The organism is Pseudomonas sp. ADAK2 TE3594, assembly GCF_053628675.1.
In genome coordinates this window covers 1884150-1905544 of the sequence record NZ_JBRJGV010000001.1, presented here as the reverse complement: position 1 = coordinate 1905544, position 21395 = coordinate 1884150, and the positions used below count along the sequence as shown (strand labels likewise).

Genomic DNA, 21395 nt, shown 5'->3' with positions numbered 1-21395 from the left:
GTATATGAACAGACTGTTCGAGCTGCTCGAGCGCCTGTCCCTGCGCAGTAAATTGATCATCGGCTTCGCTGCGTTGCTGATATTGATCCTGATGCTGGGCGTGCAAAGCCTACGCACCCAGTATTCACTCAGGTACGAAATGCAGCAGTTGTACCAGCAGGATCTGGTCGGTATCCAGCATGTGCAGGAGGTTCGGGTGCAGCTGCCGCATCTGTTGCTGGCACTGCAACGCGCCGTCGCTACCAGCAACGCGGACATCCGCATCAGCGCCAGGGCCCAGATGGATGTCGCCCAGGAGCGTCTGCACGAGGCCCTGGAGCAGGTTCGCCCAACGCTGCGGCGACAGAGCAGCCTCAACAGCTTGCTGGAGTTCGAGGTGGTATTGCAGCGCCTGCAAAAAAATGGCGATGAAGCGTTGGAGTTGGCCGGCAAGGGCTCCCTTGGGCAGGCCCTGACGCTGCTCAACAGTAAGGAGTTCCTCGCGCTGGAGCAGGAAAGCGATGGGTTGCTCATCCAGATAGAGAAAAACAAGGAAGCCGACATCCACGATACGGCGAAGAATCTGGCCGAGTATGCGCAGCGCAGCAGCACGATCACTTATGTGTTGCTGCTGGGCGGTTCGACGCTGGCCTTGCTGTTGACCTGGCTAGTCAGCCACTCCATCCGCGTGCCGCTGAACCGCGTACGTGCGGCGGTTGACGAGCTGGCATCCGGCAAGTTGGACGGTCAGATCCCTCACACCGAGCTTCGCAACGAAACCGGCGACCTGGCACGCGCCATCGCCACGCTGCAACTGGAGGCTTGTCAACTTGAGCGCCAGCGCTGGGTCAAAGCCCACTCCTCGCTCCTGCAAGTGGATCTGCAACAGGCAGAGACGCCGCAGCAGTTGGCCCAAGCTTTTTTTTGCCGCATCGCGCCACAGCTGGGCATGTGCCAAGGCGCGCTGTACGTTCTCTATGAAGGTGCGCCACGCCTGCAATTGCTGGGTGGTTATGCGGTGGACAGTGAGCACCCACTGCGCGCGGAGCTCGAGCTCGGTGAAGGGCTACTTGGCCAGTGCGCACTGGATCGCCAACCCCGCCAGCTCAAGGATCTGCCTGAGCAGTTCTGGCGTGTGCGCACACAGTTAGGTGAAGCCCCCGCCAGCCATCTTCTGGTTCAGCCTGTGCTGCGTGGCGAGCGTCTGCTCGGGGTTATGGAAATGGCCGGCTTTCGCCCGCTGGAAGAGAACGAGGCGTTGCTGCTGCAGGAAGTGCTACCAAGGCTGGCCGGAGCCATGGCCATTATGGAACGCAGCGAGGCGGCCCAGGCGCTACTGCAGGAAACTCGCCGCCAGGCTGACGAGATGGGTGCCCAAACCTTGCAACTGGAACGCCAGGCCAGGGAACTGGAGGCCCAGCAGGTGGCACTGCGCACCACCGAGGCCTGGTACCGCGGCATTATCGAGGCGGCACCGGACGGCATGCTGGTGCTGGGTGCCGACGGCCATATCCTGATGACCAATCCGCAAATGGACACTCTGTTTGGCTATGAACAGGGCGAACTGATCGGTGCCAGCATCGAGCATCTGGTGCCGCAGGCTGCCCGCGAGCGGCATGGCAAGTTACGCGACGGGTTCATTGCCAGCGGTGGCACCCGGCAGATGGGCGGCGACCTGGATGATCTGAGCGGCGTGCGCAAGGACGGCAGCCTGTTCTCCGTGGAAATTGGCCTGTCCCATCTGCCCCGCCTGGAGGGACGTGGCGTCTGCGTTTGCGCCTCGGTGCGCGACGTGAGTGAGCGCAGGGCGATGGAGGCCAAGCTGCGTATTGCCAGCGATCGCCTGAATCTGGCGCAGGAAGCCGGCGATATCGGTTTGTTCGACGTTGATCTGATCAGCGGCAAAAACTATTGGACGCCACAGCTCGAAACGCTGTTCGGGCTTGAGCCTGGCGGATTCGGTGGCACTCTGGAGCACTGGAAAGCGCTGGTGCATCCGGATGACATGGCGCGTGCCAGTAGCACGTTCGAGAGCGCAATCCAAAGTGACGATGATCGCGCCGAGTTCGACTTCCGCATCGTGCGGCAAAACGATGGGCTGGTGCGCACATTCAAATCGCTCACCCGCTTCTCACGTACACCTGACGGCAAGCCATTGCGCGCAACCGGGATCAATATAGATGTCACTGCACTGGCAGAGGCAAGGGCGGCGGCCGAGGACGCGACCCAGGCCAAGAGCGAGTTCCTCGCCAACATGAGTCATGAGATCCGCACGCCCATGAACGCCATCATCGGCATGAGCCACTTGGCGCTGCGTACCGATCTGGATAGTCGCCAGCGCAACTACATTGAAAAGGTGCACCGCTCGGCGGAGAACCTGCTGGGGATCATCAACGACATCCTCGATTTTTCCAAGATCGAGGCCGGCAGGATGAGCCTCGAACAGACCCCCTTCCGCCTGGAGGACGTACTCGACAGCTTCGCCGCCATGATTGGCCTGAAGACCGAGGACAAGGGCCTGGAATTGTTGTTCCAGACCCCGCCCGATCTACCCACTGCATTGCTCGGAGACCCCCTGCGCCTGGGGCAAGTGCTGATCAACTTGGGTAATAACGCTGCCAAGTTCACCGAACGCGGCGAAATTGTGGTTGGTATGGAAGAAGTTGGGCTGCAGGACGACCGCGTGCAACTGCATTTCTGGGTGCGCGACACGGGCATCGGCATGACCGCCGAACAATGTTCACGCCTGTTTCAGTCGTTTAGTCAGGCCGACAGCTCGACCACGCGCAAATACGGCGGCACTGGGCTGGGTTTGTCCATCTCGAAGAAATTGGTGGAGCTGATGGACGGCCACATTTGGGTTGAGAGCGAGCCGGGAGCCGGCTCCACGTTCCATTTCCAGGTGCGTCTCGGCGTGCAGCAAGGCGTTCAGCCGCGTCGTATGTTCAAGGCCGACGAACTGCTGGGTATGCGGGTGCTGGTCGTGGACGATAACGCCAGTGCCCGTGAAATCCTCTCGGGCATGGCGCGCAGCTTTGGCCTGGAGGTGGATGTCGCGCATAACGGCAGTCTGGCGCTGCGCATGTTGGCCGACGCCGAGCATAAGGCGCTGCCCTACGATCTGGTGCTGATGGATTGGCGGATGCCCGGCATGGATGGCATGGAAGCCGTGAGCAGAATGCATTCCGCCAGCCTGATGCATACGCCGGCGGTCATCATGGTCACCGCTTTTGGCCGCGAAGAGGCACGCGAGGAAGCCGAGCGCCAGGGCATCCAGTTACCAGTGGTGCTGACCAAGCCAGTTACACCGTCCTCTTTGCTCGAAGCCATCGGTGTGGTGCTGGGTAGAGGCCCACAGGGCGATACTCGGGCCGGCGAACGCTCCCAACAGAATGCCAGCACCGTAGCCAGCCTGAATGGAGCCCGGCTGCTGCTGGTGGAAGATAACGAGCTGAATCAGGAACTGGCCTGCGAGCTGCTGGAGAGTGTCGGAATACGGCTGCGACTGGCCAGGCACGGCCAGGAGGCCCTGGACATCCTGGCCGAGGATGGCAACTTCGACGGCGTGCTGATGGATTGCCAAATGCCGGTGATGGACGGCTACACCGCCACCCAGCAGATTCGCCAGCAGCCGCGCTTTAACGCTTTGCCGGTGATCGCCATGACTGCCAACGCCATGGACGGCGACCGCGAGCGAGCCCTGAGCAGTGGCATGAACGACCATATATCCAAGCCACTCGATGTCGAAGACATGTTCGCCACACTGGCAAAATGGATCAGGCCACAGACCGCTGCCCAGGCAGCACCATCATCGCCAAATGCAGGCCTGCCAGATGGGTTGCCGGACCGTCTTGCGGACATTGATATGGTTGCCGGCCTAGCCAGCTGCATGGGCCGGCGAGAACTCTATCTTCGCCTGCTCTGCAAATTTCGCGACTCTCAGACAGGCTTTGCCGAGCATTTCCAGGCGGCACTGGCTGACCCGGATGCTGGCGCGGCCAGACGAGTGGCTCACAGCCTGCGCGGCACGGCCGGCAACATCGGCGCCAAAACCGTGGCGCAGGCTGCCGCTGTGCTGGAACAGGCCTGCCAGAACGGCGAGTCCGTTACGAGGGTGCAAGCACTGGCGACGGAGGTCGAGAGTTGCCTGCTGCCGACCTTGGCGGCCCTGGCTGACCTGACCGCAAACGCCCCCGCATCGATGAGCGATGGCCTGCAGAATGGCCCCGAGTTGAGCGAGCAACTGAACAGGCTCAAAGGTCTTTTGGCCGAAAGTGACACGGCGGCCATGGAAGCGCTTACCGAACTGCGCAATCTGTCACTCGATCGCGCCTTGGCCAAACGCCTGGCTCTGGTCGCGGAGCAGGTGGAGCTGTTCGACTTTGATCGTGCCTTGGAACTGTTGCAGGACGGGTGAGTTTTTTCAGGAGAGGAGCTACTGACTTCTCCTGACAACTGGAGACAACGTTTTTACACAGCCTAGGTCGATAGCAGCCCCTCACGAGAGGCGGCTATCGGCTTGCCTCTACGACTTGAAGCGCCCCACCAGCCCGTTCAGTTCATTCGAGAGATGCGAAAGCCGGCCCGAGTCTTCTTGCGCAGAGTTGGCCAGGCTTTCGACCAATCGCGCCTCGTCGTAGATCTGCTGGATATGCCGATTGATCTCTTCGGCCACGCTGTGCTGCTCTTCCGCCGCCGTCGATATCTGCAGGTTCTGATCCCTGATTTCATTGACCGACAACTGGATGCCTTCAAAGCTGTCACGTGCGCTCTCGATCGAGGACACACTGGCACGCGACAGGTCCAGGCAACTTTCCATCTTCTGCGAAACTTCCTGGGTCTTGTTGCCCGCCACTTCGTGCACAACAAAAGTAAAAATTGTTCTCAATGCTATCGCTAATCAAAAGGCCTAGCTTCATGCCACAGCTTTTGTTTCGGCCATCCCAGCCTCTGACGACGAACCCGGCCAATACACAGAGGTCAAAGCAAGTGATGACATCGCCAATGATCAAAGGCCTCTGGCCTGCTTCATTCAAGGGCGAAGCCAGTAGCTCACACACTTTAGGGTGCGCTGGATAATTTCAGCAGGCTCGGATTTCTGCCGAGGGCAGGTGCTGACTGCCTCACATCCAATGCTCCCGTATCGGAGTACTAAAATGACTCAGTCAATGCGGTTCTTCCTATCGATTGTCCTTGCGACAGCTTCGCTGGCATCGGCCAGCTTCCTGAACACTGCAGGTGCGGCAACCGCCGAGGATCTGAATGTCGACTCTCGGCAAGCGTTACAAACTCTCTACAAGTCCACGCCATCTGCCGAAAGCATTTCGCACAAAGCCAAAGCGATTCTTGTCTTCCCGAAAATCATCAAGGCGGGCCTTGTGTTTGGCGGCAGCTATGGTGAAGGCGTGTTGTTTAAGGGCAAGACAGTAGAGAATTATTACAACTCCGTAACCGGGTCCTGGGGGCTGCAAGCAGGCGCCCAGTCGTATGGCTATGCGGTTTTCCTGATGACCGACAAAGCCGTGGACTATGTGCGTAAAACCAAGGGCTGGGAAATCGGCGTAGGACCCACCGTTGTAATGGTTGATGAAGGGGTGGCGAAGAATCTGTCCAGCACGACAGTGAAGCACGATGCCTACGCGTTCATTTTCGACCAGCAGGGGTTAATGGCCGGGATCAGCATTGAAGGAACCAAGATTTCCCTGATCAAGCGCTAAAACAAGTCATTTGGCGCACGGATGCGCCCTCTTGCCAACCAGGTACCGTGCAGATACTGTCAGCCCTATGAATCAGCCACGCATTGCCTCGACCACCACTACCACGACCGCCCGAGGCGGGTCGTGAGAGGTGCCGTGAGCCAATAACGCACGAACTTCAAAAGGCCCGCCAGTGATGGATAGGGCCTTTTCTTTTGCCCTTGTGTCACTGGTCCAAACGCAAGGAAAAGCACTATGTATGCACTGTTGATTCTCGATATGCAGGTTGGATTGTTTCATGGCCCGGATAAGCCATGGGCTGGCGACGCGTTGCTAGACACTTTGAATAGCCTGTTGAGCAAAGCCCGGAAAGCAGGCGCGCCAGTTTTTCTTGCTCGCCACGTAGGTCCCCCGGGCTCGCCTATCGAACCTGCAAGCCCGTTGACGCAACTGGTGCAGGAACTGCGGCTACAAGGAGACGAAGTGATCTTCGAAAAAATCCGACCCAACGCTTTCGCCATGACTGACCTGGCCGATCGGCTAAAAGCGTGTGGATCTCAAGGCGTGGTTATTGCCGGAATGAAGACCCAGTATTGTGTCGACAGCACCTGCCGCGCCGCACGAGATCTTGGGTTCGATGCCGTGTTGATCGCCGATGGACATACCTGCACCGACACCCCTGCCTTGAAGGCCGAAAATATCGTCGCTCATCACAATGCAACCCTGGCGGGCCCGTTCTGTCGTGTCGTTCACGCTGAGCATTGGCACTTCTAACCGGCATTGATAGATCGGCTCAAGACTGGGTCGATCTGTCCTTCTGTCGGCGTCGTTTCCGGCTGAGCCACGTGCCAGGCCCGATCATGTTTGATGTCGGGTCTGAGCCTACTCTTGCCTGACAATATCCACCGAGATCTCCACCGCCGGAACCGTTCCTCGGTTCTCAAGCCAGTGTGTGGTGTTCCTGTCCTCGGGCCAGCCCACTCCAGGCCCATAGTCCGTGGCGACTCCATTTCGATGGTCAGTGATCGTTCCTTGCAGTATGTAGACGGTGCCTGGTCTGTCTTTATGGTTGTGAGTCGGCCCGAAGACACCTCCAGGCTCGATGGTCACCATGCGCATTCTAAGTTGGCGCCCTGCCATGCCCTCGATCTCAGGTCCAAGGTCAACCGTTGCAAGTAACTTCACCGCAACACCTTTCGTGTCAGGTGCCACCTGTTCGTTGCTCATGGTGCTTTCCTCTCTGTGCATACAGGGCCTGACTAGAAGTAAACACCCTAAATGGCGGGATAGCTCGTTGGCGCGCTGTATCTCAGTGTGTCTGGATGACATCCCGGTACATTAGTTTTCATCTGGCCTGCGATTCGACACAAACCAGATACGTCGCCGCGTTCAAATGCAAGCCAGGTTTGAAGGGGATCAGCCAGAACCCCTGGCCAACGGCTTGCAACGGAGACATCACCATGAAGATGGCACTGCAGAACAAAACCGGCACAACTCGCCGCCGTCTGGTCGGCTCGTCGATCCTCGCATTTACCCTGTTCAGCGCTCTCGGTGCGGCGGCCCACGCACAAACGACCGCAGCTGTGGCGCCAGACGCGATCAGCGCCGGCGCCACTCATGCGGCACCCTCCCCGTTCGGCCCGCTGAAGCATGTCAGCGCCGGACTGTTGAACGTGGCGTACGCCGAAACAGGCCCGGCTGATGGGCCGGTAGTCATTCTTCTGCACGGCTGGCCGTACGACATTCACAGCTATGACGAGGTCGCGCCATTGCTTGCAGCAAAGGGCTATCGAGTGCTGATGCCGTATGCGCGTGGCTACGGTGATACGCATTTTCTGTCCGGGAAAACTGTTCGCAATGGTCAACCAGCCGCGCTGGCAAGTGACGTCATCGACTTTATGGATGCGCTGAAGATCAAACAGGCGGTGCTCGGTGGCTATGACTGGGGCGCGCGTTCGGCCGACATCGTCTCGGCGTTGTGGCCGGAACGGGTCAAGGCGCTGGTCTCGGTCAGCGGCTATCTGATCGGCAACCAGGCGGCCGGCAAAAACCCGCTGCCACCCAAGGCCGAGTTGCAGTGGTGGTATCAGTTTTACTTCGCCACCGACCGCGGTCGCTCCGGGTACGAGAAAAATACCCACGACTTTGCCAAGCTGATATGGCAACTGGCTTCACCGAAATGGGCGTTCGATGACGCCACTTTCGACCGCAGCGCCAAGGCTCTGGAGAACCCCGACCATGTCGACATCACCGTATTCAACTACCGCTGGCGCCTGGGGCTGGTTCAAGGTGAAAGCCAATACGAAGCGCTAGAGCAGAAACTGGCTACGGCGCCTTCCATTAGCGCGCCGACCATCACCCTTGAAGGCGATGCCAACGGCGCGCCGCACCCTGCCCCCGAGGATTACGCCAAGCGCTTCACCGGCAAATATGAGTTCCGGCTGATCAGCGGCGGCATCGGCCACAACCTGCCGCAGGAAGATCCGCAGGCTTTCGCCAAGGCTGTGATTGATGCGGACCACCTTTGAATCCGGTCTGACATCCGTGCACTTCCCCCGATAAGCACCGTCACAACAACGGCTCGTTCCATTTAACGAGCCGTTTTCTAATTCTTGCACTCCGCCATCACCACTTCACAGGTACTCGGCGTGCCACCGGATCGGCCGGCATAGCGTATGCAGTTAGCCATGGATTTTTCGCGAGCGATGTTCAAGGTGGAGCCCCAAGCCAGGCCACCCTCGCCGGAAGTGGGTAGCGCTTTTGCATAGCAGTTTGAGCCTGTGTTTGAGGCCGAATAGTGAGCCGTGGCAGCTTTGCCTGCACATCCCGCCGTCAGCACCAGGTTGATGACCAGCAGGGAGAGTAGGCCCCACGACGAGCATTGCGCTGTTGTTCCGGTCATCCCGTTTCCCCTGTAGCAAGAGGCGTGAGGCATGTTTGTGCTCGCGTATTACTCAGATTAGACGGTGTTGCGCCTGCCCTTGGCTCCGTTCAGCGGACTGATTTGCGCTGGCCCTGACAATTGCGATTGTTCTCGACGCTCGGCGCGTCTGGCGTGTTGGAGTAATCGGCTCTCAGTCATCCAATCACGTTCGCATACACCCCCCGGTCAACATTCCCGCCGGACAGAATCACAGCCACCTTTTTGCCCAGCATCATTTCACGCTCCTGAATGAGTGCTGCCAGCGCTGCCGCACCTGCCCCTTCAGCGAGGTTGTGGGTATCGGTGTAATACACCCGCATGGCCTCGGCAATCTCGCCCTCGCTGACAGAGACGATTCGCGCCGAAGCGGCCCCGTAGATGGCGAATGCAGCGGGAATTGGCTTACGCACGGCCAAGCCATCAGCAAAGGTATTTGCCGAGGCGGTCTCGCATATCGCCCCTGCTTCAAACGATAACTTCGCCGCCGCAGCTTCTTTGGAAACCACACCCACCACTTGGGTATTCAGGCCCAGCGCATCGCGGGCGGCGATCACCCCGCAGATCCCCGATCCACAGCCAATTGGCACGTAGACGGTATCCAGATCCGGCGCGGCGATGAACAGCTCCAGCGCATACGTGGCCACACCTTTGACCAACTCGGTGTGGAACGGCGGCACCAGGTAGAGGTCATGCACCTGCGCCAGACGCGCGGCCTCTTCACGGGCCTCGTCGAAATCGCGACCACACTCAACCACCTCGCCGCCAAAGCCGCGCATGGCATTGTTCTTTTCCAGCGAATTACCTTCCGGCACGACAATCAAGGCCCTCAAGCCCAGCGTGCTAGCCGCCAACGCCAGGCTCTGACCATGGTTGCCACGCGTAGCAGAGACAATGCCCTTCACCCCCGGGTGCTCGCGCCGCAGCCAGTGCAAGAAGGTAATGCCACCCCGCACTTTGAAAGCGCCTGTAGGTGTGTGGTTTTCGTGTTTGACCCAGACAGAGCAACCTAACCGCTCAGCCAGCAATGGCCAAGGGTATTGGGCGGTGGCAGGCATGACTTGGTATACGTGGCGGGCAGCTTGTTCGATATCGTCGCGAGTCAGTTTGTGCATGAGTTGTCTTCCTGAGGCTTTCCCCAGTCTAGGCACGGGCACGTCACGCCGGCTTTCAAAAAACTGACCTGACTTTTGCGCCCCCTCTTCACTACTATGGTGTTCATGAGCCTTCGAAACCGTCTGCCGCCTTCGCTCGTCCCTGAGCCGATTCGTCGTGTCGAGGCCGGGCCGTGGACGATCGAATTGTTACCCGGTGCCGCCTACGCGACCCGCTATGTTGCGACCCAGGCAGCGATCGGTTTTGCCTTCGACAGCCAACGAGGCTTGCACGCCATCGGCAGCGACCGAGTGCGCCCCTTCGATGCCATGCCCAATGGGCTGGCGTTCGTCCCCGCTGGCTGTGATGTGTTGTCCGAGTCACCCAAGGGCGGTGAATACCTGCGGGTCATGCGCACCGACGGTATTTCATTGGTGGGTGACCGGGCATTCAACAATCGCATTGATCAGCCAGCCGTTAACCTCGCCCTGCGAATGCGTCGCGCGCTGTTGCAGGCCTCCGTGGAGGACGACTGTGAAGCCTGGGCACTCGCATTGGCTGAACGAACGGAGGGCATCGAAGCGTCGGCGCCGCCGCCCCAAGGCTCTATAACCGGCAGCCGGATGCGCCTGCTCGATGAATTCATTGACGCTGGCCTCGACGGCCCCCTGGGTATACAGGCAATGGCGGGGTTGCTTGAATTGTCCGAAGGTTACTTCATGCGCGCATTCAAGAACGCGACAGGCAAGAGCCCGCATAGCTATCTAATCGACCGACGCCTGGCCAAGGCCCGAGCATCGATGCGCGATTCGACCGCCAGGCTGTCGGAGATCGCACTCACCTGCGGCTTTAACTCCCAGGCGCATATGACGACCGCTTTCAAGCAACGCCTTGGAGTCAGTCCAGCGCAATTGCGAAGGCGCTCGACGTATGGTCAAAGCTAGATTATTGGCCGTTTTGTTGTTTGGTAATGGGTAGCAGTCGGGCCAGCAGCGAACACCTGGAATGCCCCGACCTTTACATCGCCCCGGAAGAGATCGCATTGGCCAACCCAAAACGTACCTTGAGCAAATGCGGCTAGGCGCGTTCACGCCGCTATAGTCGACTCTATTGCCGACCCTACTTCCAGGAGCCTTCTCCCAGTGTCTGACATGCCGACCCACTTCGCTTACACAAAACGCTTCAACACCGTACTCGCCTACATTGATGCCCATCTCGAAGGTGACCTGTCGGTGAAGACGTTGAGCCATGTGGCGAACTTTTCGGCGTTTCACTTCCATCGACAATTCACCGCGTTCGTAGGAGTGCCCGTCTCACGTTATGTGCAACTGATGCGGCTACGACGCGCAGCACATCGCCTGGCCGCCCCCGCTGATCACTCGGTACTGGACGCAGCACTCGGTGCCGGCTTTGAAAGTCCCGAGGCATTTTGCAGGGCGTTCAGGCGGGCGTTCGGTATGACGCCGAGTGCATTCAGGAAGGAACCGAACTGGCAGATCTGGAATGCGGTATTCGCAATCCCTCACTTTTCCAGGACTATCATCATGCAAGTACGAATCGTGGAATTCCCTGAAGTCAGGGTAGCAACGCTTGAGCACTGCGGGCCAGCCGGGCTCGTCAATGAGAGCGTGCGCAAGTTCATCGAGTGGCGTATGCAGAGCGGACAGTCGCCGGTGGCATCGAGTCGCAGCTTTGGCATTCCCTATGGCAACCCCGACACGACACCTCCACAAGCATTTCGCTTCGCCATTTGCGGCGAGATTCACGAGGCCGTGGCGCCGAATGAATTCGGCGTGCACGAGATCGTCATTCCTGGCGGTCGCTGCGTCGTGGTGCGACACACGGGGTCACCGGATCACATCGGCGAAACGATCTATCCGATTTACCGCGATTGGCTTCCCGCCAGTGGAGAAGAACTTCGTGACCAGCCGCTGTTCTTTCATTACCTGAGCGTCTATCCCGAGACACCGCAGGATCAATGGCAAACTGATGTGTATGTTCCGCTGCAATAGCGGAGCAAGCAGCTTTCAACCCTGAGCTGAGGCGCTCAGGGTTGGTTGCACACCCAGAAACTCAACCGTGCACCAGGTAGGCCCCTGACGGAACCCGATGTCGCAGCTTTTTGCATTTGCCCGGTGCAGGCTGATGCCCTGGCGGACGATCAGGAAACCAAATTCGGCATTTACCCGGAGGTGGCATATGGCCGCGGGGAATCTCAACCTCACCGTACGCAGGCTCTGGCTCGACATTAACCATTTGCAATTGTCCTTCGGGCCCGGTTCTGCCAGCCGTCGGTGCATCCGAAACCCGATTTGCCTCTGCGCGAGTGAAGTTGTCAGCGTCGCGACCAGTGTTCTGAGTGGGTTGCTCAACAACCGCCATTTCCGCTTCGCGGCGCCTTTGGGTCTCCTCTGCCAACCCCTTCTGTACTGCGACCTGGTCCTCTTTGGCATTGGGTGAGGTACCCGAAGACTGGGCCTGCTGCGCCGCCTGGATCAATTGGAAGTTGCGGTTGCGCAACTCGACGTTGCGACCCACCCGCATGTTCGAGCGCACCGCCAAGGTTTCAGCCTGCTGGTACTGCCCCTGCTGAAGACGCAACACACCGAGGTAATGCAGCGTCGCGGGATTGTTCGGCTGGATATGCAGGGCACGCTCCAGCGTGGCGGCGGCCTGATCCAATTGGCCATTTCCATACTGCCGCGAGGCGGTTTCGATCAGGGTCGTTGATGCGCTGTTGCTTTGCGCAGGCGCTCTTCGCTCGGCAGCAAACGAACAAAGCGACGTGACGGCGCAGAACACCAGGATGAGACCCGGCAGAAAACTCTTGGTTGGCATCAGGGGACGGACTCGACTGAATTCGGATGGCACTGCCGTAAAACAGAGCACAACGCTGCTCGGCAATTCCGATGCCGGGCCGCTATGGACCTGGCCAATACCCTGAAGTTCCTGCGGCAACGGCCGTCGCAACCAGCATCATTTTTTACCATCCCAACGTCTGAACATGAGCTATTGCTGCACTTCGCGCAGAGCAGAAAACGGCCAGAAACGGTCACCGGGATGCGCCTGGAAAACGAGTTGATTCAATGGGCATCAGAAATGACTGTGTATGCCGACACGATGGCTGATATCTTTCCCGCGCAAAAAATCGCGCCCAGTCGACGCAGATCCCATCAAGGAAGATAAAAGCAATGAAAACATTATTCATCGTTTCGCTAGGAATTTTATCGCTAATTCAAACATCACTATCCTTCGCGGATAATGTTAATGGAAAAAATCTCTATTTACAGCGATGCGCCATGTGCCACGGAATAGATCTCAAAGCAACAGGACCATTGGCTAATAAAAGTAATCCTCCTACACCTGACCTAACAACATCCGCTTTCAAAAAACGATTAAATGATTATCCGGGCGTAATTGTCTCATCGATAATACTTCGTCCAAATGGAGACTTGATTCCAAAAACTTTGCGAGAGAATGGTGTAAAGCTATCGCCGTACTCATGGAGGATTAAAGATCTGCGCGATTTAAATCAATACATGGGTGGTGTGATTTCAAAAAATCGATGATTTTTGAGATGAGAGGTAGGCACAGAAATCTAAAAGCCATTTCAGGTTTGAGGGCTTGTGGGGGCAATGCCGGTGAGCCAGTCGACCTCTCGCGGGCACAGGGCAAGTAACGGCCCAGAGTGTGTAAAAACGTACGTCGAGGTGCATCACATCCAGCTAGTAAACTGGGCCAACCGGCGGAACGCTCTGACGAACATAATAATTGTCGAATTCACTGCTTTCGACGAATTGGAAGCCATGGCGAGTATAAAAGCGATTCGAAGCGCTTTCTTTGAGAGCGCCAACTTTAATAGGGAGCGCAGCTGCATCCGCCTCTTTGAAAATCTGAGTGAGAACAGCAGAGCCTATTCCTGATCCTTGCGCGCCCGGTCTCACATACAAGTGGTCGAGCAAGAGTTCATTGTGGTGATGCTTGACCACTACAAAACCAACCCTCTCTCCAGATACCTCGATGTAGTGTGTGTTGTGGGCTTCAAAACCGCCAAGAAACCGCTCGCGCGCGCGCACTGGATCAAATCGCCCAACACGCTCCAGACTTTCGCGCATAGCCTCAATTCGAATCGCTACAAGATTGTCCAAGTCGCTTTGTTGAGCCAGGACCAAAATGACTGGGGAGTTTTGATTGGGTATGACGGGCATATTTTGCACTCTAACTACCATCCTGGGATGGCCAGTATAGAGAGCCTGATATGTGGTTCCCAGCATGGCTTCACCATCGGTGACGCGGCAAAAAAACCAATACATTTGCCCGGCCGGAGAGGCGCTGATCTGGCGCTATTCCAACGTTGAAAAAATGCCTGAGGCTGCATCGTTACTGGAGTTAGAAATGCCAGCGCTGCGCGAGGTGATCGTTCCCTCATCTGAGATGCGACGCAAGCGGTCACTCCGCGCTCGCTGCCCCACCGCATTCGCCACTAAGCCGGCTCTCCTGTTACGGCATGGAAATCCTGTACTCGGCGAGCTTGGCCTTGTGCTCCTCCAACAAGTACTTCTTGTTGGCGATCTGCGAGAACTTCATGAAGTCGGCCTTGGCGTCGTCCCTGCCTCCCAAATGGTCGTACGCGATCCCGCGCGCATAATAGGCCCAGGCATAGTCCGGCTGGCGCTGAAGGCCGGTGCTGAATGCTTCAGCGGCCTCTCGGTACTGACCCAAGTCTGTCAGCGCGAGGCCCAGATGATAGTAGGTCGGCATGTGGAAGCCGGACCCCTTTCCGGCTTCTCCCATCCCGTTGTCAAGGTTGTACTGCACGAGTTCAAGGGCTTTTTTCGGGTTGCCAGCGTCGCGATACATGGCGCTCAAGTCCAGGTTGGCGCGCGGATCAGGCTTGACCGCCAGTTGCATGGATTTTTCCTTGGCGGCCACGGCTTCGGGAAAGTGCTTGAGGTTGCTGTAGGCATCGGCCTGCACCGTGTAAATCAAACTTTGCAGCGAGGCGGGCAGCGTATTTTTCTGCAGGCATAGATCACCTTCCTGCAGCACCAGAGGGTAGTTTTCGGCTTTGGACGCCTTAAACTGATTAGTGCAGTGGACAATGTTGGCTTTTTGCGGGTTCTGCATCCCTGCACAACCTGTGAGGATGACGGTGCAGGCGATCAGTGCGGGCCAGCGAGTATTCATGATAAGCATCCTTGTCAGTCGAGCAGATGAGCGTTGAGGTCAGGGCGATAGACCTGCAGCAGCGGCGCGGTCACGGTGCCTTGTAGCGAGCAGAACACGGTGGTGTGTCCCGCGAGTGGCGGTGTCGTGTCGCCCGTGTCGACGATCAGCACTCGGTCTATGAAACCAAACGGCGTGGCGACACCGGGGCCGGTCAGTTCTTCGGTGCGCCATTGGCCAATCGGGTCACCGACGCGGCGAATTTCGGCGCGGGTAATGGCTTTGCCCTGACTGACAAAGCGTGCATTGTCAACGATCAGCGGCTTGAGTTTTGCGGCCACCTCTTGCGGCAAGCCATCGGCTACGAAACCCCAGAACAGAAAATTGCCGACGTTCTTGATGGTTTGGGCCTGGTTGTAATAGCCGACCATACGCACGCCGTTAACGATCAGGGGCGTTTCGAAGTGTTGGTAAGTGCCACCTTCCTGCAGCGGACTCATGATGGTCGGTGCCTTGACCGAGCCGTAGTCACTCAGGCGCAAGGTACCTGCTGGCAGGCGAGCATCGCGCAGGCTCTCGAAGAAATGCGAATCGCAACGAGAGAACTCAGTCAGCAGTTGTTCGGGCGTGGTGACGGTTTGGGCTTGGGCAGTGCAGGCGGCGCCGACGGCGAGCAAAGCAACGCCGGAAAAAAGAGAACGGAACATTAAAATCATCCGTGAAGGGGGAACGAAGGCTGTCGGCTGGTGAGTCGGGAACTTTAACCCCCTCCAAAAAATGTCATTCCAGTAGCGAGACCAGGCGCGGCTCAATCGAACACGTAAGCACCTCGAGTAGAGCCAGCGTCACCGGTAGTTTGAAGCGCCGCCGGCCAGCGCTGCCTGGGTTGAGGTATAGTCGTTCGCCACGCCATTCCATGCGTGGCTTATGCGAATGGCCGGTGATCACCAGCCTGATGCCTGCATCAAGCTCGGCTGGGACATCGGCAATGTCATGTACCAGCAAGGTCTGCCATCCATTCAGGTCGAAACATAGTCGGTCGGCGAGATTTTCTGCCCAAGGGGCGTCCAGATCATTGTTCCCGCGTACTACATGCAGCAGGGCAATTGACGCCAGTTGATCAAGGATTTCGAGCTTGCCGATGTCGCCGGCGTGAATGATCCGTTCACACCCCTCCAGGGCAGCAAGGGCTTCGGCACGCAGTAAGCCATGGGTATCGGAGATCACGCCAACTTTCATGCAAAGCTCCAGACCGGGCTCAGTATGGGAATTCACCAGAACCAAAGCAGCCGACTGAAAGCAGCTGCATTAACCGGGCTTTCAAGGTGAATATTATGGTCGGCCCGCTCTACTGCGGGTCATATGGATGAGTGCTGTTCTACGACTATCCAGAGAAGATCGCTCTTCGACAGCAAAGGGCAAGAAGCCCAGTTTTGGATAAAGCAGCAAGCCTGCTGTATTTTCATTGAAGCACGAGATCTGTACCTCTGTAGCGTCATAGCGATTGAACGCCAGAGCTGTCATCGTCTCTACGATGAAGGTCGCCACGCCTTTACCTCGTGCCTCTTGGGCAACGATGACATTGCCGATACAGCAAACCCCACCCGTTTCAGCCCGATAAAAGTTAGCAAAGCCGACGACGCTATTCCCGCTCTCGACAACCGTCGAGTCGAATCGTTGAGTAATAGCGTTAGACAACTGAGCTTCAGTCAGAGGGTATTGAGCTTTCGGGAACATATAAAACAGTTCCCGAGCGTCAAGGGGAAAGCTACAGATAGTTTTGATGTCATCAGCCTTCACTGGCCTGTGTTGCAATATCATCGCGCGTCCTTGAGGTCTTTGCTTACCGTTACCAAGCGGGATTGGAGCGTGTCCTGCCCCAGTCCCACCCTTCTTATTTCTGGCCAGCGGACAATGGTGGCGTTCGAGGCGGAATCATTCGCTTCATCCCCGTCGACTCAAACGCCGAAGCCAGGCGCAGCAGCGTCGAATCGTCATAGGCACGACCGGCGAATGTCAGCCCGACGGGCATGCCGATGTCCGGCATGACGCCCATCGGCACCGTGACCGTGGGAACACCCAGGTGGCGGATGGCGAGGTTGCCGTTGGCGACCCAGACACCGTTACTCCATGCGATATCCGCAGACTTCGGATCGACATCGGCATTCGCCGGCCCAACGTCGGCCACCGTCGGGAAGATCACCGCGTCGAGCCCCAATCGATCCATCCAGTCCTCAAGATCGATTCGGCGCGTCTGCTCAAGGCCGCGTAGTCCGTCAGGTACCGTAGTGATCTGGTCCCAGGGGGTGATGCCGCGCTCGGCCATCCGCACATATTCATCCATGCCAGCGGCAAGGTCGCCCTCACGGTTAGGCAGCGTCCCCGGGTCGTGCGGAAAAATCAGTGGCCCGTTCACATCGACCAGGCGATTGAGTTTTGGATCGCCGTTGGCCCGCAGAAAATCGTCGAACGCCCAGGCCGTCAGATCCCACAACTCATGGTGAAGGAACTCTTTGGAAACCAGGCCGCGGTTATACACCGTCGGTGCCCCAGGACGATCGCCCTCGCAATTGGAGACCAGCGGGAAATCGACCTCGATCACTTCGGCACCAAAGGCTTCGAGTGCTTTGCGAGCCTCTTCCCAAAGGCCGATCACGGAAGCACGGGTGTTGATTCGCTGGCCCGTCGGACCGCCGATGCCAGGTACATCGCTGGTGCCCGCTTCGGGATCCGCGTTGATGTACATACGAGGAACGCCGAAGCGTTTTCCGGCGAGGGCATCGGTATTCGCGGCAAGCGACCCATAGGAAGCGGGACGTACCGAAGCGACACTCGGGATGGGCACCCAAGGTTGCATCCGCCACAGATCGCCTCGTGTGTCGGGATCGTCCGCCACCACCACGTCGAGCACTTCGAGCAGGTCCGCCATGGTTCTGGCAAACGGCACGACAACGTCCATGGTCGGTGTCAACGGCCAGTTCCCACGCACCGAGATCACTCCGCGCGAAGGCGTATAGGCACACAAACCATTGTTCGACGCCGGGCCCCGGCCGCTCGACCAGGTTTCTTCGGCGAGGCCGAATGCCGCGAAGCTGGCGGCGGTTGCAGTGCCGGCGCCATTCGATGAGCCCGAGGCGAAGGGTGCGGTGAGATAGTCAGCGTTGTACGGGCTCTCGGCCCGGCCATACACCCCGCGCTGCATGCCGCCGTTGGCCATGGGCGGCATATTGGTCTTGCCCAGGCAAATTGCGCCAGCGGCACGAAGCCGTTCGATGGTGAACGCATCGCGATAAGCGATCAGGTTCGCGAACGCGGGACTTCCTGAGGCTGCGGTGAGCCCCTTCACCAGATAACTGTCTTTGGCCGTATAGGGAATGCCATCGAGCGGACCCAGCGATTCGCCCTTGGCCCGACGGGCATCGGACGCCTGCGCTTCCTTGAGCGCATCGGGGTTGCGAACCACCACTGCGTTGAGGGCGGTGGGCGTGTCAGGGCCGTCGTAGGCGTCGATCCTGGCAAGATAGGCCTGGACCAGTTCAACCGCCGTCGTCTGGCCCGATTCGAGCGCAGCACGCAGTTGGGCAATGGAAACCTCGGTGACCTCAATCATGCTGTTACCGCCGGCTGCTGATGGGTGACTGGAACTTGGGCTCAAAGACATCACTTATCTCAAAATGGGTTTTCATATGGGTTCTCGTTGCACTGCATTAGCGCGGTCGATTACTCACAATACGTGCTTAACATGCGATCAATAGGCGGTGAGTACGTTGTACCCGTGATTTTGCACAAGATTAGAGAAAGAGCCCACTCCATGAACAGCCCGGATTGCTACGCATCCTGAAGCCGCTCACGCAGAAACTCGATAAACCGCTGGGTTTTAGCCGGCAACAGCCGCGTCTCGGTGAGGGCGTAAACCGAGACGGGTGAAGCCTGCCACTGCGGCAAGACTCTGCGCAGTGTGCCATCGGCGAGGTCTTGCGCAACGATACCTTCCCCCAATAACGCGATACCCAGATCCAGCGTCGCCAGACGTCGGATCATTCCAACACTGTTGAGTTCGAATCGACCGCCAACCTCAACCTCCATTTCCCCTTCCCCGTCACTGCTGGAGAGTATCCAGCGGTCGGCGCGCGTGCCGCGCATACGCAGGCATTCGTGGTGGGTCAGGTCCGTGGGATGAGTCGGATCACCGTGCAGTTCGAGATAACGGGGTGAGGCGTACAGGCAGCGGCGCAAACTGGCGAGCTTACGGGCGATCAGATTCGAACTCGCGGGCTCGCCCATGCGGATGACCACATCAACCGGCTCACTCACCAGATCGACCTGACGCGGGGTCAGATCAAGCTCGAAGCTGATACCGGGATACAACTGAGCAAACTCGGCGATCAGTGGCGCCAGGTAGATATTGGCGAAATCCACCGGGAGCGAAGCCCGCAGCACTCCGCTGGGTCGGGCAAGCATTTCGCCAAGCTGCTCGTGCGCGAGCCGGGCTTCGTCGACGATGCGTTTGCAGCGATCGAAGTACAACTGCCCCGCCTCGGTCAGCTCGATCTTGCGCGTGGTGCGATGCAAAAGTCTTAGTCCGATTTCCTTCTCGAGGCCACTTATCCGGCGCGACAGCGTCGAGTTCGGCATCCCCATCGCCTCCGCCGCCCGGCGGAAACTGCGCGCCTTCACGACCTCGACGAACAACGCCATGTCATTGAGAAACTCCAATGTCATTGCTCCATCAGTGGATCAGTCATTTCAGTTTTACCCGGTTTATCCCGGATTCGGATTGATCAATGATAGCCACATCGTTTACCGAGGAGTACCGCAATGCATTCGCTTTTTTCTCAAGTCCAGATCGGTCGCCTTACACTGTCCAACCGCATGGTCATGGCCCCGATGACCCGTTCGCGTTCCGATGATTTCGGAGTGCCTACCGAGCTGGTTCCGACCTACTACGCGCAGCGCGCCGGTGCCGGGTTGATCATCTCTGAAGGGGTGTTCCCTGTGGCACTTGGCAAGGGTTACGTGCGCACTCCCGGTATCGATACCGCCGAGCAAGTGGCCGCCTGGAAGCAGGTTTCCGATGCCGTACATGCTCGCGGCGGACGGATCTTCATGCAGCTGATGCACTGCGGACGCATATCGCACCCTTCGCTGCTGCCGAATGGCGCCCTGCCACAGGCCCCCTCCGCGATCAAACCCGCCGGCCAGACCTGGACAGCCACGGGCCTTCAGGACTTCGTCACCCCACATGCGCTGACCGTGGTCGAGATTGCCGCGGTCATCGAGGGCTACCGTCAGGCCGCACGCCTGGCCATCGAAGCCGGCTTCGACGGTGTGGAGCTGCATGCCGCTTCGGGGTATCTGCCTGAACAGTTTCTCTCGACGAGCAGCAATCAGCGCACGGATGAGTACGGTGGATCGGTTGAAAACCGTGCTCGCTTTGTACTGGAGGTGTTGAACGCCCTGGCGACGGAAATTGGCAGTGATCGCGTCGGCATCAAGCTCTCCCCTGAAATGAACTTCAACGACATCGTCGATGCCAACCCGCAAGAAACCTACACCTGGCTGGTCGAGCAATTGCGCGGGCTGAATCTCGCTTATCTGCACGTTGCCCTGTTCGGCGCCAGCGTCGACTACCACGCCTTGTTGCGCCCACTGTTCGATGGCAGCTACCTGATCGGTGGCGGACTCGACCAAAACGCCGCCCAGTCCCTGCTCGCCAAGGGCCAGGCCGACGCAGTGGTGTTTGGCAACGCATTCCTCGCCAACCCCGACCTGCCCGAGCGTTTTCGCACAGGCGCCGAGCTGAATGTGCCGGACAAAGACACGTTCTACGCACCGGGCGCTCAGGGGTATATCGATTACCCGACCATGAGCCCGGCTCAAAGCGCCTGAGGAAACTGCCATTCCCATGCATGCCCCAACCTTGCTGCCAGGAGAATCATCATGACGTACGAAAAATTCAGTGCCGACAATGCTGCCCTGCTGTTGATCGATCACCAGGTGGGGACGATGGGGTGGGTGAAATCCATCCCGTTCGAAGAGCTGAAACGCAATGCGCTGATGCTCGCAAAAGCGGCCAGCATTCTGAAGCTTCCGGTGGTCTTGACCTCCAGCATGGAGGAATACGCTCAGGGACCGCTGCTCAGTGAACTGGAGCAGATCCTGCCCACCGAATTCGCTTCCCGCGTCAAACGCCTGGGTATCGTCAACGCGATGGACGATGAAAATTTCGCCGCCGCCGTCAAAGCCACGGGCCGAAAAAAACTCATCATTGCCGGTGTCACCAATGACGTCTGCACGGTGTATCCGGCGCTGAGCCTGGTGCGTGAGGGGTATGACGTTCAGGTGGTGGCCGATGGTGGCGGCTCACCGAGTGTCATGGCCGATGACATCGCCCTGCGGCGGATGGATAAAGGTGGCGTGACGCTGACGACCACCAACCAGCTGATTGCAGAACTCGCCGGAAGCTGGGCTACGCCGCAAGGTGGGCAGTTGGTGCAAGTGCTGATGGAAGCGCTTCAAGGCTAGAAATATCCAGGCCA

At 58.3% G+C, this 21395-nt stretch carries 20 protein-coding genes and 1 pseudogene; 9 read left to right on the top strand and 12 right to left on the bottom strand.

From position 1 onward, the window contains the following. Positions 1-4: 4 nt before the first annotated feature. Positions 5-4396, top strand: coding sequence for a response regulator (locus AB7M22_RS08790; RefSeq protein ID WP_454185957.1), 4392 nt, complete (start codon positions 5-7; stop codon positions 4394-4396). Positions 4397-4504: 108 nt separating this feature from the next. Here the strand turns inward: AB7M22_RS08790 and AB7M22_RS08785 are convergent. Next, a pseudogene (locus AB7M22_RS08785) lies at positions 4505-4828 on the bottom strand (methyl-accepting chemotaxis protein); the annotation flags it as partial. A 307-nt stretch (positions 4829-5135) separates the two neighbouring features. Here AB7M22_RS08785 and AB7M22_RS08780 point away from each other — a divergent pair. Beyond that, positions 5136-5696 (top strand): lipid-binding SYLF domain-containing protein, encoded by a 561-nt coding sequence (locus AB7M22_RS08780; protein ID WP_454185956.1) that lies wholly within the window; start codon positions 5136-5138, stop codon positions 5694-5696. A 234-nt stretch (positions 5697-5930) separates the two neighbouring features. After that, entirely contained in the window at positions 5931-6449 is a 519-nt protein-coding gene (locus AB7M22_RS08775) for a cysteine hydrolase family protein (protein WP_007904547.1), read from the top strand. 108 nt (positions 6450-6557) lie between these two features. On the opposite strand, the gene AB7M22_RS08770 is transcribed toward AB7M22_RS08775, so the two are convergent. Next, positions 6558-6902 carry a cupin domain-containing protein gene (locus tag AB7M22_RS08770; RefSeq protein WP_454185955.1) on the bottom strand — a complete coding sequence of 115 codons (345 nt, stop codon included), beginning with the start codon at positions 6900-6902 and terminating at the stop codon, positions 6558-6560. A gap of 233 nt (positions 6903-7135) precedes the next feature. Here AB7M22_RS08770 and AB7M22_RS08765 point away from each other — a divergent pair, with 233 nt between their 5' ends. Next, complete coding sequence (locus tag AB7M22_RS08765; RefSeq protein ID WP_454185954.1) at positions 7136-8203, top strand: alpha/beta fold hydrolase; 1068 nt, start codon at positions 7136-7138, stop codon at positions 8201-8203. A 77-nt stretch (positions 8204-8280) separates the two neighbouring features. Here AB7M22_RS08765 and AB7M22_RS08760 read toward each other — a convergent pair whose 3' ends face one another. Continuing rightward, a complete protein-coding gene (locus AB7M22_RS08760) occupies positions 8281-8577 on the bottom strand; it encodes a hypothetical protein (protein WP_454185953.1) in 297 nt (98 codons plus the stop codon). A gap of 176 nt (positions 8578-8753) precedes the next feature. After that, on the bottom strand, positions 8754-9710 hold the full coding sequence (locus tag AB7M22_RS08755; protein WP_454185952.1) for a threonine dehydratase: 957 nt from the start codon (positions 9708-9710) through the stop codon (positions 8754-8756). Between the two features lie 96 nt (positions 9711-9806). Here AB7M22_RS08755 and AB7M22_RS08750 point away from each other — a divergent pair, with 96 nt between their 5' ends. Together AB7M22_RS08750 and AB7M22_RS08745 are read left to right on the top strand one after the other, a co-directional pair. Continuing rightward, positions 9807-10634 (top strand): helix-turn-helix transcriptional regulator, encoded by an 828-nt coding sequence (locus tag AB7M22_RS08750; protein ID WP_454188775.1) that lies wholly within the window; start codon positions 9807-9809, stop codon positions 10632-10634. A gap of 198 nt (positions 10635-10832) precedes the next feature. Continuing rightward, positions 10833-11702, top strand: coding sequence for an AraC family transcriptional regulator (locus AB7M22_RS08745; RefSeq protein ID WP_454185951.1), 870 nt, complete (start codon positions 10833-10835; stop codon positions 11700-11702). Between the two features lie 61 nt (positions 11703-11763). Here the strand turns inward: AB7M22_RS08745 and AB7M22_RS08740 are convergent, their stop codons facing one another. Next, complete coding sequence (locus tag AB7M22_RS08740) at positions 11764-12528, bottom strand: tetratricopeptide repeat protein (RefSeq protein ID WP_454188774.1); 765 nt, start codon at positions 12526-12528, stop codon at positions 11764-11766. 353 nt (positions 12529-12881) lie between these two features. Here AB7M22_RS08740 and AB7M22_RS08735 point away from each other — a divergent pair, with 353 nt between their 5' ends. Next, complete coding sequence (locus AB7M22_RS08735) at positions 12882-13259, top strand: c-type cytochrome (protein ID WP_454185950.1); 378 nt, start codon at positions 12882-12884, stop codon at positions 13257-13259. A 156-nt stretch (positions 13260-13415) separates the two neighbouring features. On the opposite strand, the gene AB7M22_RS08730 is transcribed toward AB7M22_RS08735, so the two are convergent. The 7 genes from AB7M22_RS08730 to AB7M22_RS08700 form a co-directional block, all read right to left on the bottom strand. Then, positions 13416-13898 (bottom strand): GNAT family N-acetyltransferase, encoded by a 483-nt coding sequence (locus AB7M22_RS08730; protein ID WP_454188773.1) that lies wholly within the window; start codon positions 13896-13898, stop codon positions 13416-13418. Between the two features lie 292 nt (positions 13899-14190). Next, a complete protein-coding gene (locus AB7M22_RS08725) occupies positions 14191-14877 on the bottom strand; it encodes a tetratricopeptide repeat protein (RefSeq protein ID WP_454185949.1) in 687 nt (228 codons plus the stop codon). 14 nt (positions 14878-14891) lie between these two features. Further along, positions 14892-15563: a hypothetical protein gene (locus tag AB7M22_RS08720; protein ID WP_454185948.1), complete on the bottom strand. Its 672-nt coding sequence runs from the start codon at positions 15561-15563 to the stop codon at positions 14892-14894. A gap of 73 nt (positions 15564-15636) precedes the next feature. Next, a complete protein-coding gene (locus tag AB7M22_RS08715) occupies positions 15637-16095 on the bottom strand; it encodes a metallophosphoesterase family protein (RefSeq protein WP_454185947.1) in 459 nt (152 codons plus the stop codon). 93 nt (positions 16096-16188) lie between these two features. After that, the gene (locus AB7M22_RS08710) at positions 16189-16677 is read right to left on the bottom strand and encodes a GNAT family N-acetyltransferase (RefSeq protein WP_454185946.1); all 489 of its coding nucleotides are present in this window, start codon (positions 16675-16677) and stop codon (positions 16189-16191) included. Positions 16678-16750: 73 nt separating this feature from the next. Continuing rightward, positions 16751-18466, bottom strand: coding sequence for an amidase (locus tag AB7M22_RS08705; protein WP_454185945.1), 1716 nt, complete (start codon positions 18464-18466; stop codon positions 16751-16753). Positions 18467-18684: 218 nt separating this feature from the next. Further along, positions 18685-19572 carry a LysR family transcriptional regulator gene (locus tag AB7M22_RS08700; RefSeq protein WP_454185944.1) on the bottom strand — a complete coding sequence of 296 codons (888 nt, stop codon included), beginning with the start codon at positions 19570-19572 and terminating at the stop codon, positions 18685-18687. 102 nt (positions 19573-19674) lie between these two features. Here AB7M22_RS08700 and AB7M22_RS08695 point away from each other — a divergent pair, with 102 nt between their 5' ends. Then, on the top strand, positions 19675-20745 hold the full coding sequence (locus AB7M22_RS08695) for an alkene reductase (protein WP_454185943.1): 1071 nt from the start codon (positions 19675-19677) through the stop codon (positions 20743-20745). 51 nt (positions 20746-20796) lie between these two features. Further along, a complete protein-coding gene (locus tag AB7M22_RS08690; RefSeq protein ID WP_454185942.1) occupies positions 20797-21381 on the top strand; it encodes an isochorismatase family protein in 585 nt (194 codons plus the stop codon). The last annotated feature ends 14 nt before the right edge of the window (positions 21382-21395 follow it).

Coding starts and splice junctions, on each gene's coding strand:
- AB7M22_RS08750 (WP_454188775.1), top strand. CDS start 9,807: ATGGTGTTCATGAGCCTTCGAAACCGTCTGCCGCCTTCGCTCGTCCCT.
- AB7M22_RS08710 (WP_454185946.1), bottom strand. CDS start 16,677: ATGATATTGCAACACAGGCCAGTGAAGGCTGATGACATCAAAACTATC.
- AB7M22_RS08790 (WP_454185957.1), top strand. CDS start 5: ATGAACAGACTGTTCGAGCTGCTCGAGCGCCTGTCCCTGCGCAGTAAA.
- AB7M22_RS08765 (WP_454185954.1), top strand. CDS start 7,136: ATGAAGATGGCACTGCAGAACAAAACCGGCACAACTCGCCGCCGTCTG.
- AB7M22_RS08760 (WP_454185953.1), bottom strand. CDS start 8,577: ATGACCGGAACAACAGCGCAATGCTCGTCGTGGGGCCTACTCTCCCTG.
- AB7M22_RS08735 (WP_454185950.1), top strand. CDS start 12,882: ATGAAAACATTATTCATCGTTTCGCTAGGAATTTTATCGCTAATTCAA.
- AB7M22_RS08725 (WP_454185949.1), bottom strand. CDS start 14,877: ATGAATACTCGCTGGCCCGCACTGATCGCCTGCACCGTCATCCTCACA.
- AB7M22_RS08705 (WP_454185945.1), bottom strand. CDS start 18,466: ATGATTGAGGTCACCGAGGTTTCCATTGCCCAACTGCGTGCTGCGCTC.
- AB7M22_RS08775 (WP_007904547.1), top strand. CDS start 5,931: ATGTATGCACTGTTGATTCTCGATATGCAGGTTGGATTGTTTCATGGC.
- AB7M22_RS08730 (WP_454188773.1), bottom strand. CDS start 13,898: ATGCCCGTCATACCCAATCAAAACTCCCCAGTCATTTTGGTCCTGGCT.
- AB7M22_RS08690 (WP_454185942.1), top strand. CDS start 20,797: ATGACGTACGAAAAATTCAGTGCCGACAATGCTGCCCTGCTGTTGATC.
- AB7M22_RS08755 (WP_454185952.1), bottom strand. CDS start 9,710: ATGCACAAACTGACTCGCGACGATATCGAACAAGCTGCCCGCCACGTA.
- AB7M22_RS08780 (WP_454185956.1), top strand. CDS start 5,136: ATGACTCAGTCAATGCGGTTCTTCCTATCGATTGTCCTTGCGACAGCT.
- AB7M22_RS08715 (WP_454185947.1), bottom strand. CDS start 16,095: ATGAAAGTTGGCGTGATCTCCGATACCCATGGCTTACTGCGTGCCGAA.
- AB7M22_RS08695 (WP_454185943.1), top strand. CDS start 19,675: ATGCATTCGCTTTTTTCTCAAGTCCAGATCGGTCGCCTTACACTGTCC.
- AB7M22_RS08740 (WP_454188774.1), bottom strand. CDS start 12,528: ATGCCAACCAAGAGTTTTCTGCCGGGTCTCATCCTGGTGTTCTGCGCC.
- AB7M22_RS08770 (WP_454185955.1), bottom strand. CDS start 6,902: ATGAGCAACGAACAGGTGGCACCTGACACGAAAGGTGTTGCGGTGAAG.
- AB7M22_RS08720 (WP_454185948.1), bottom strand. CDS start 15,563: ATGTTCCGTTCTCTTTTTTCCGGCGTTGCTTTGCTCGCCGTCGGCGCC.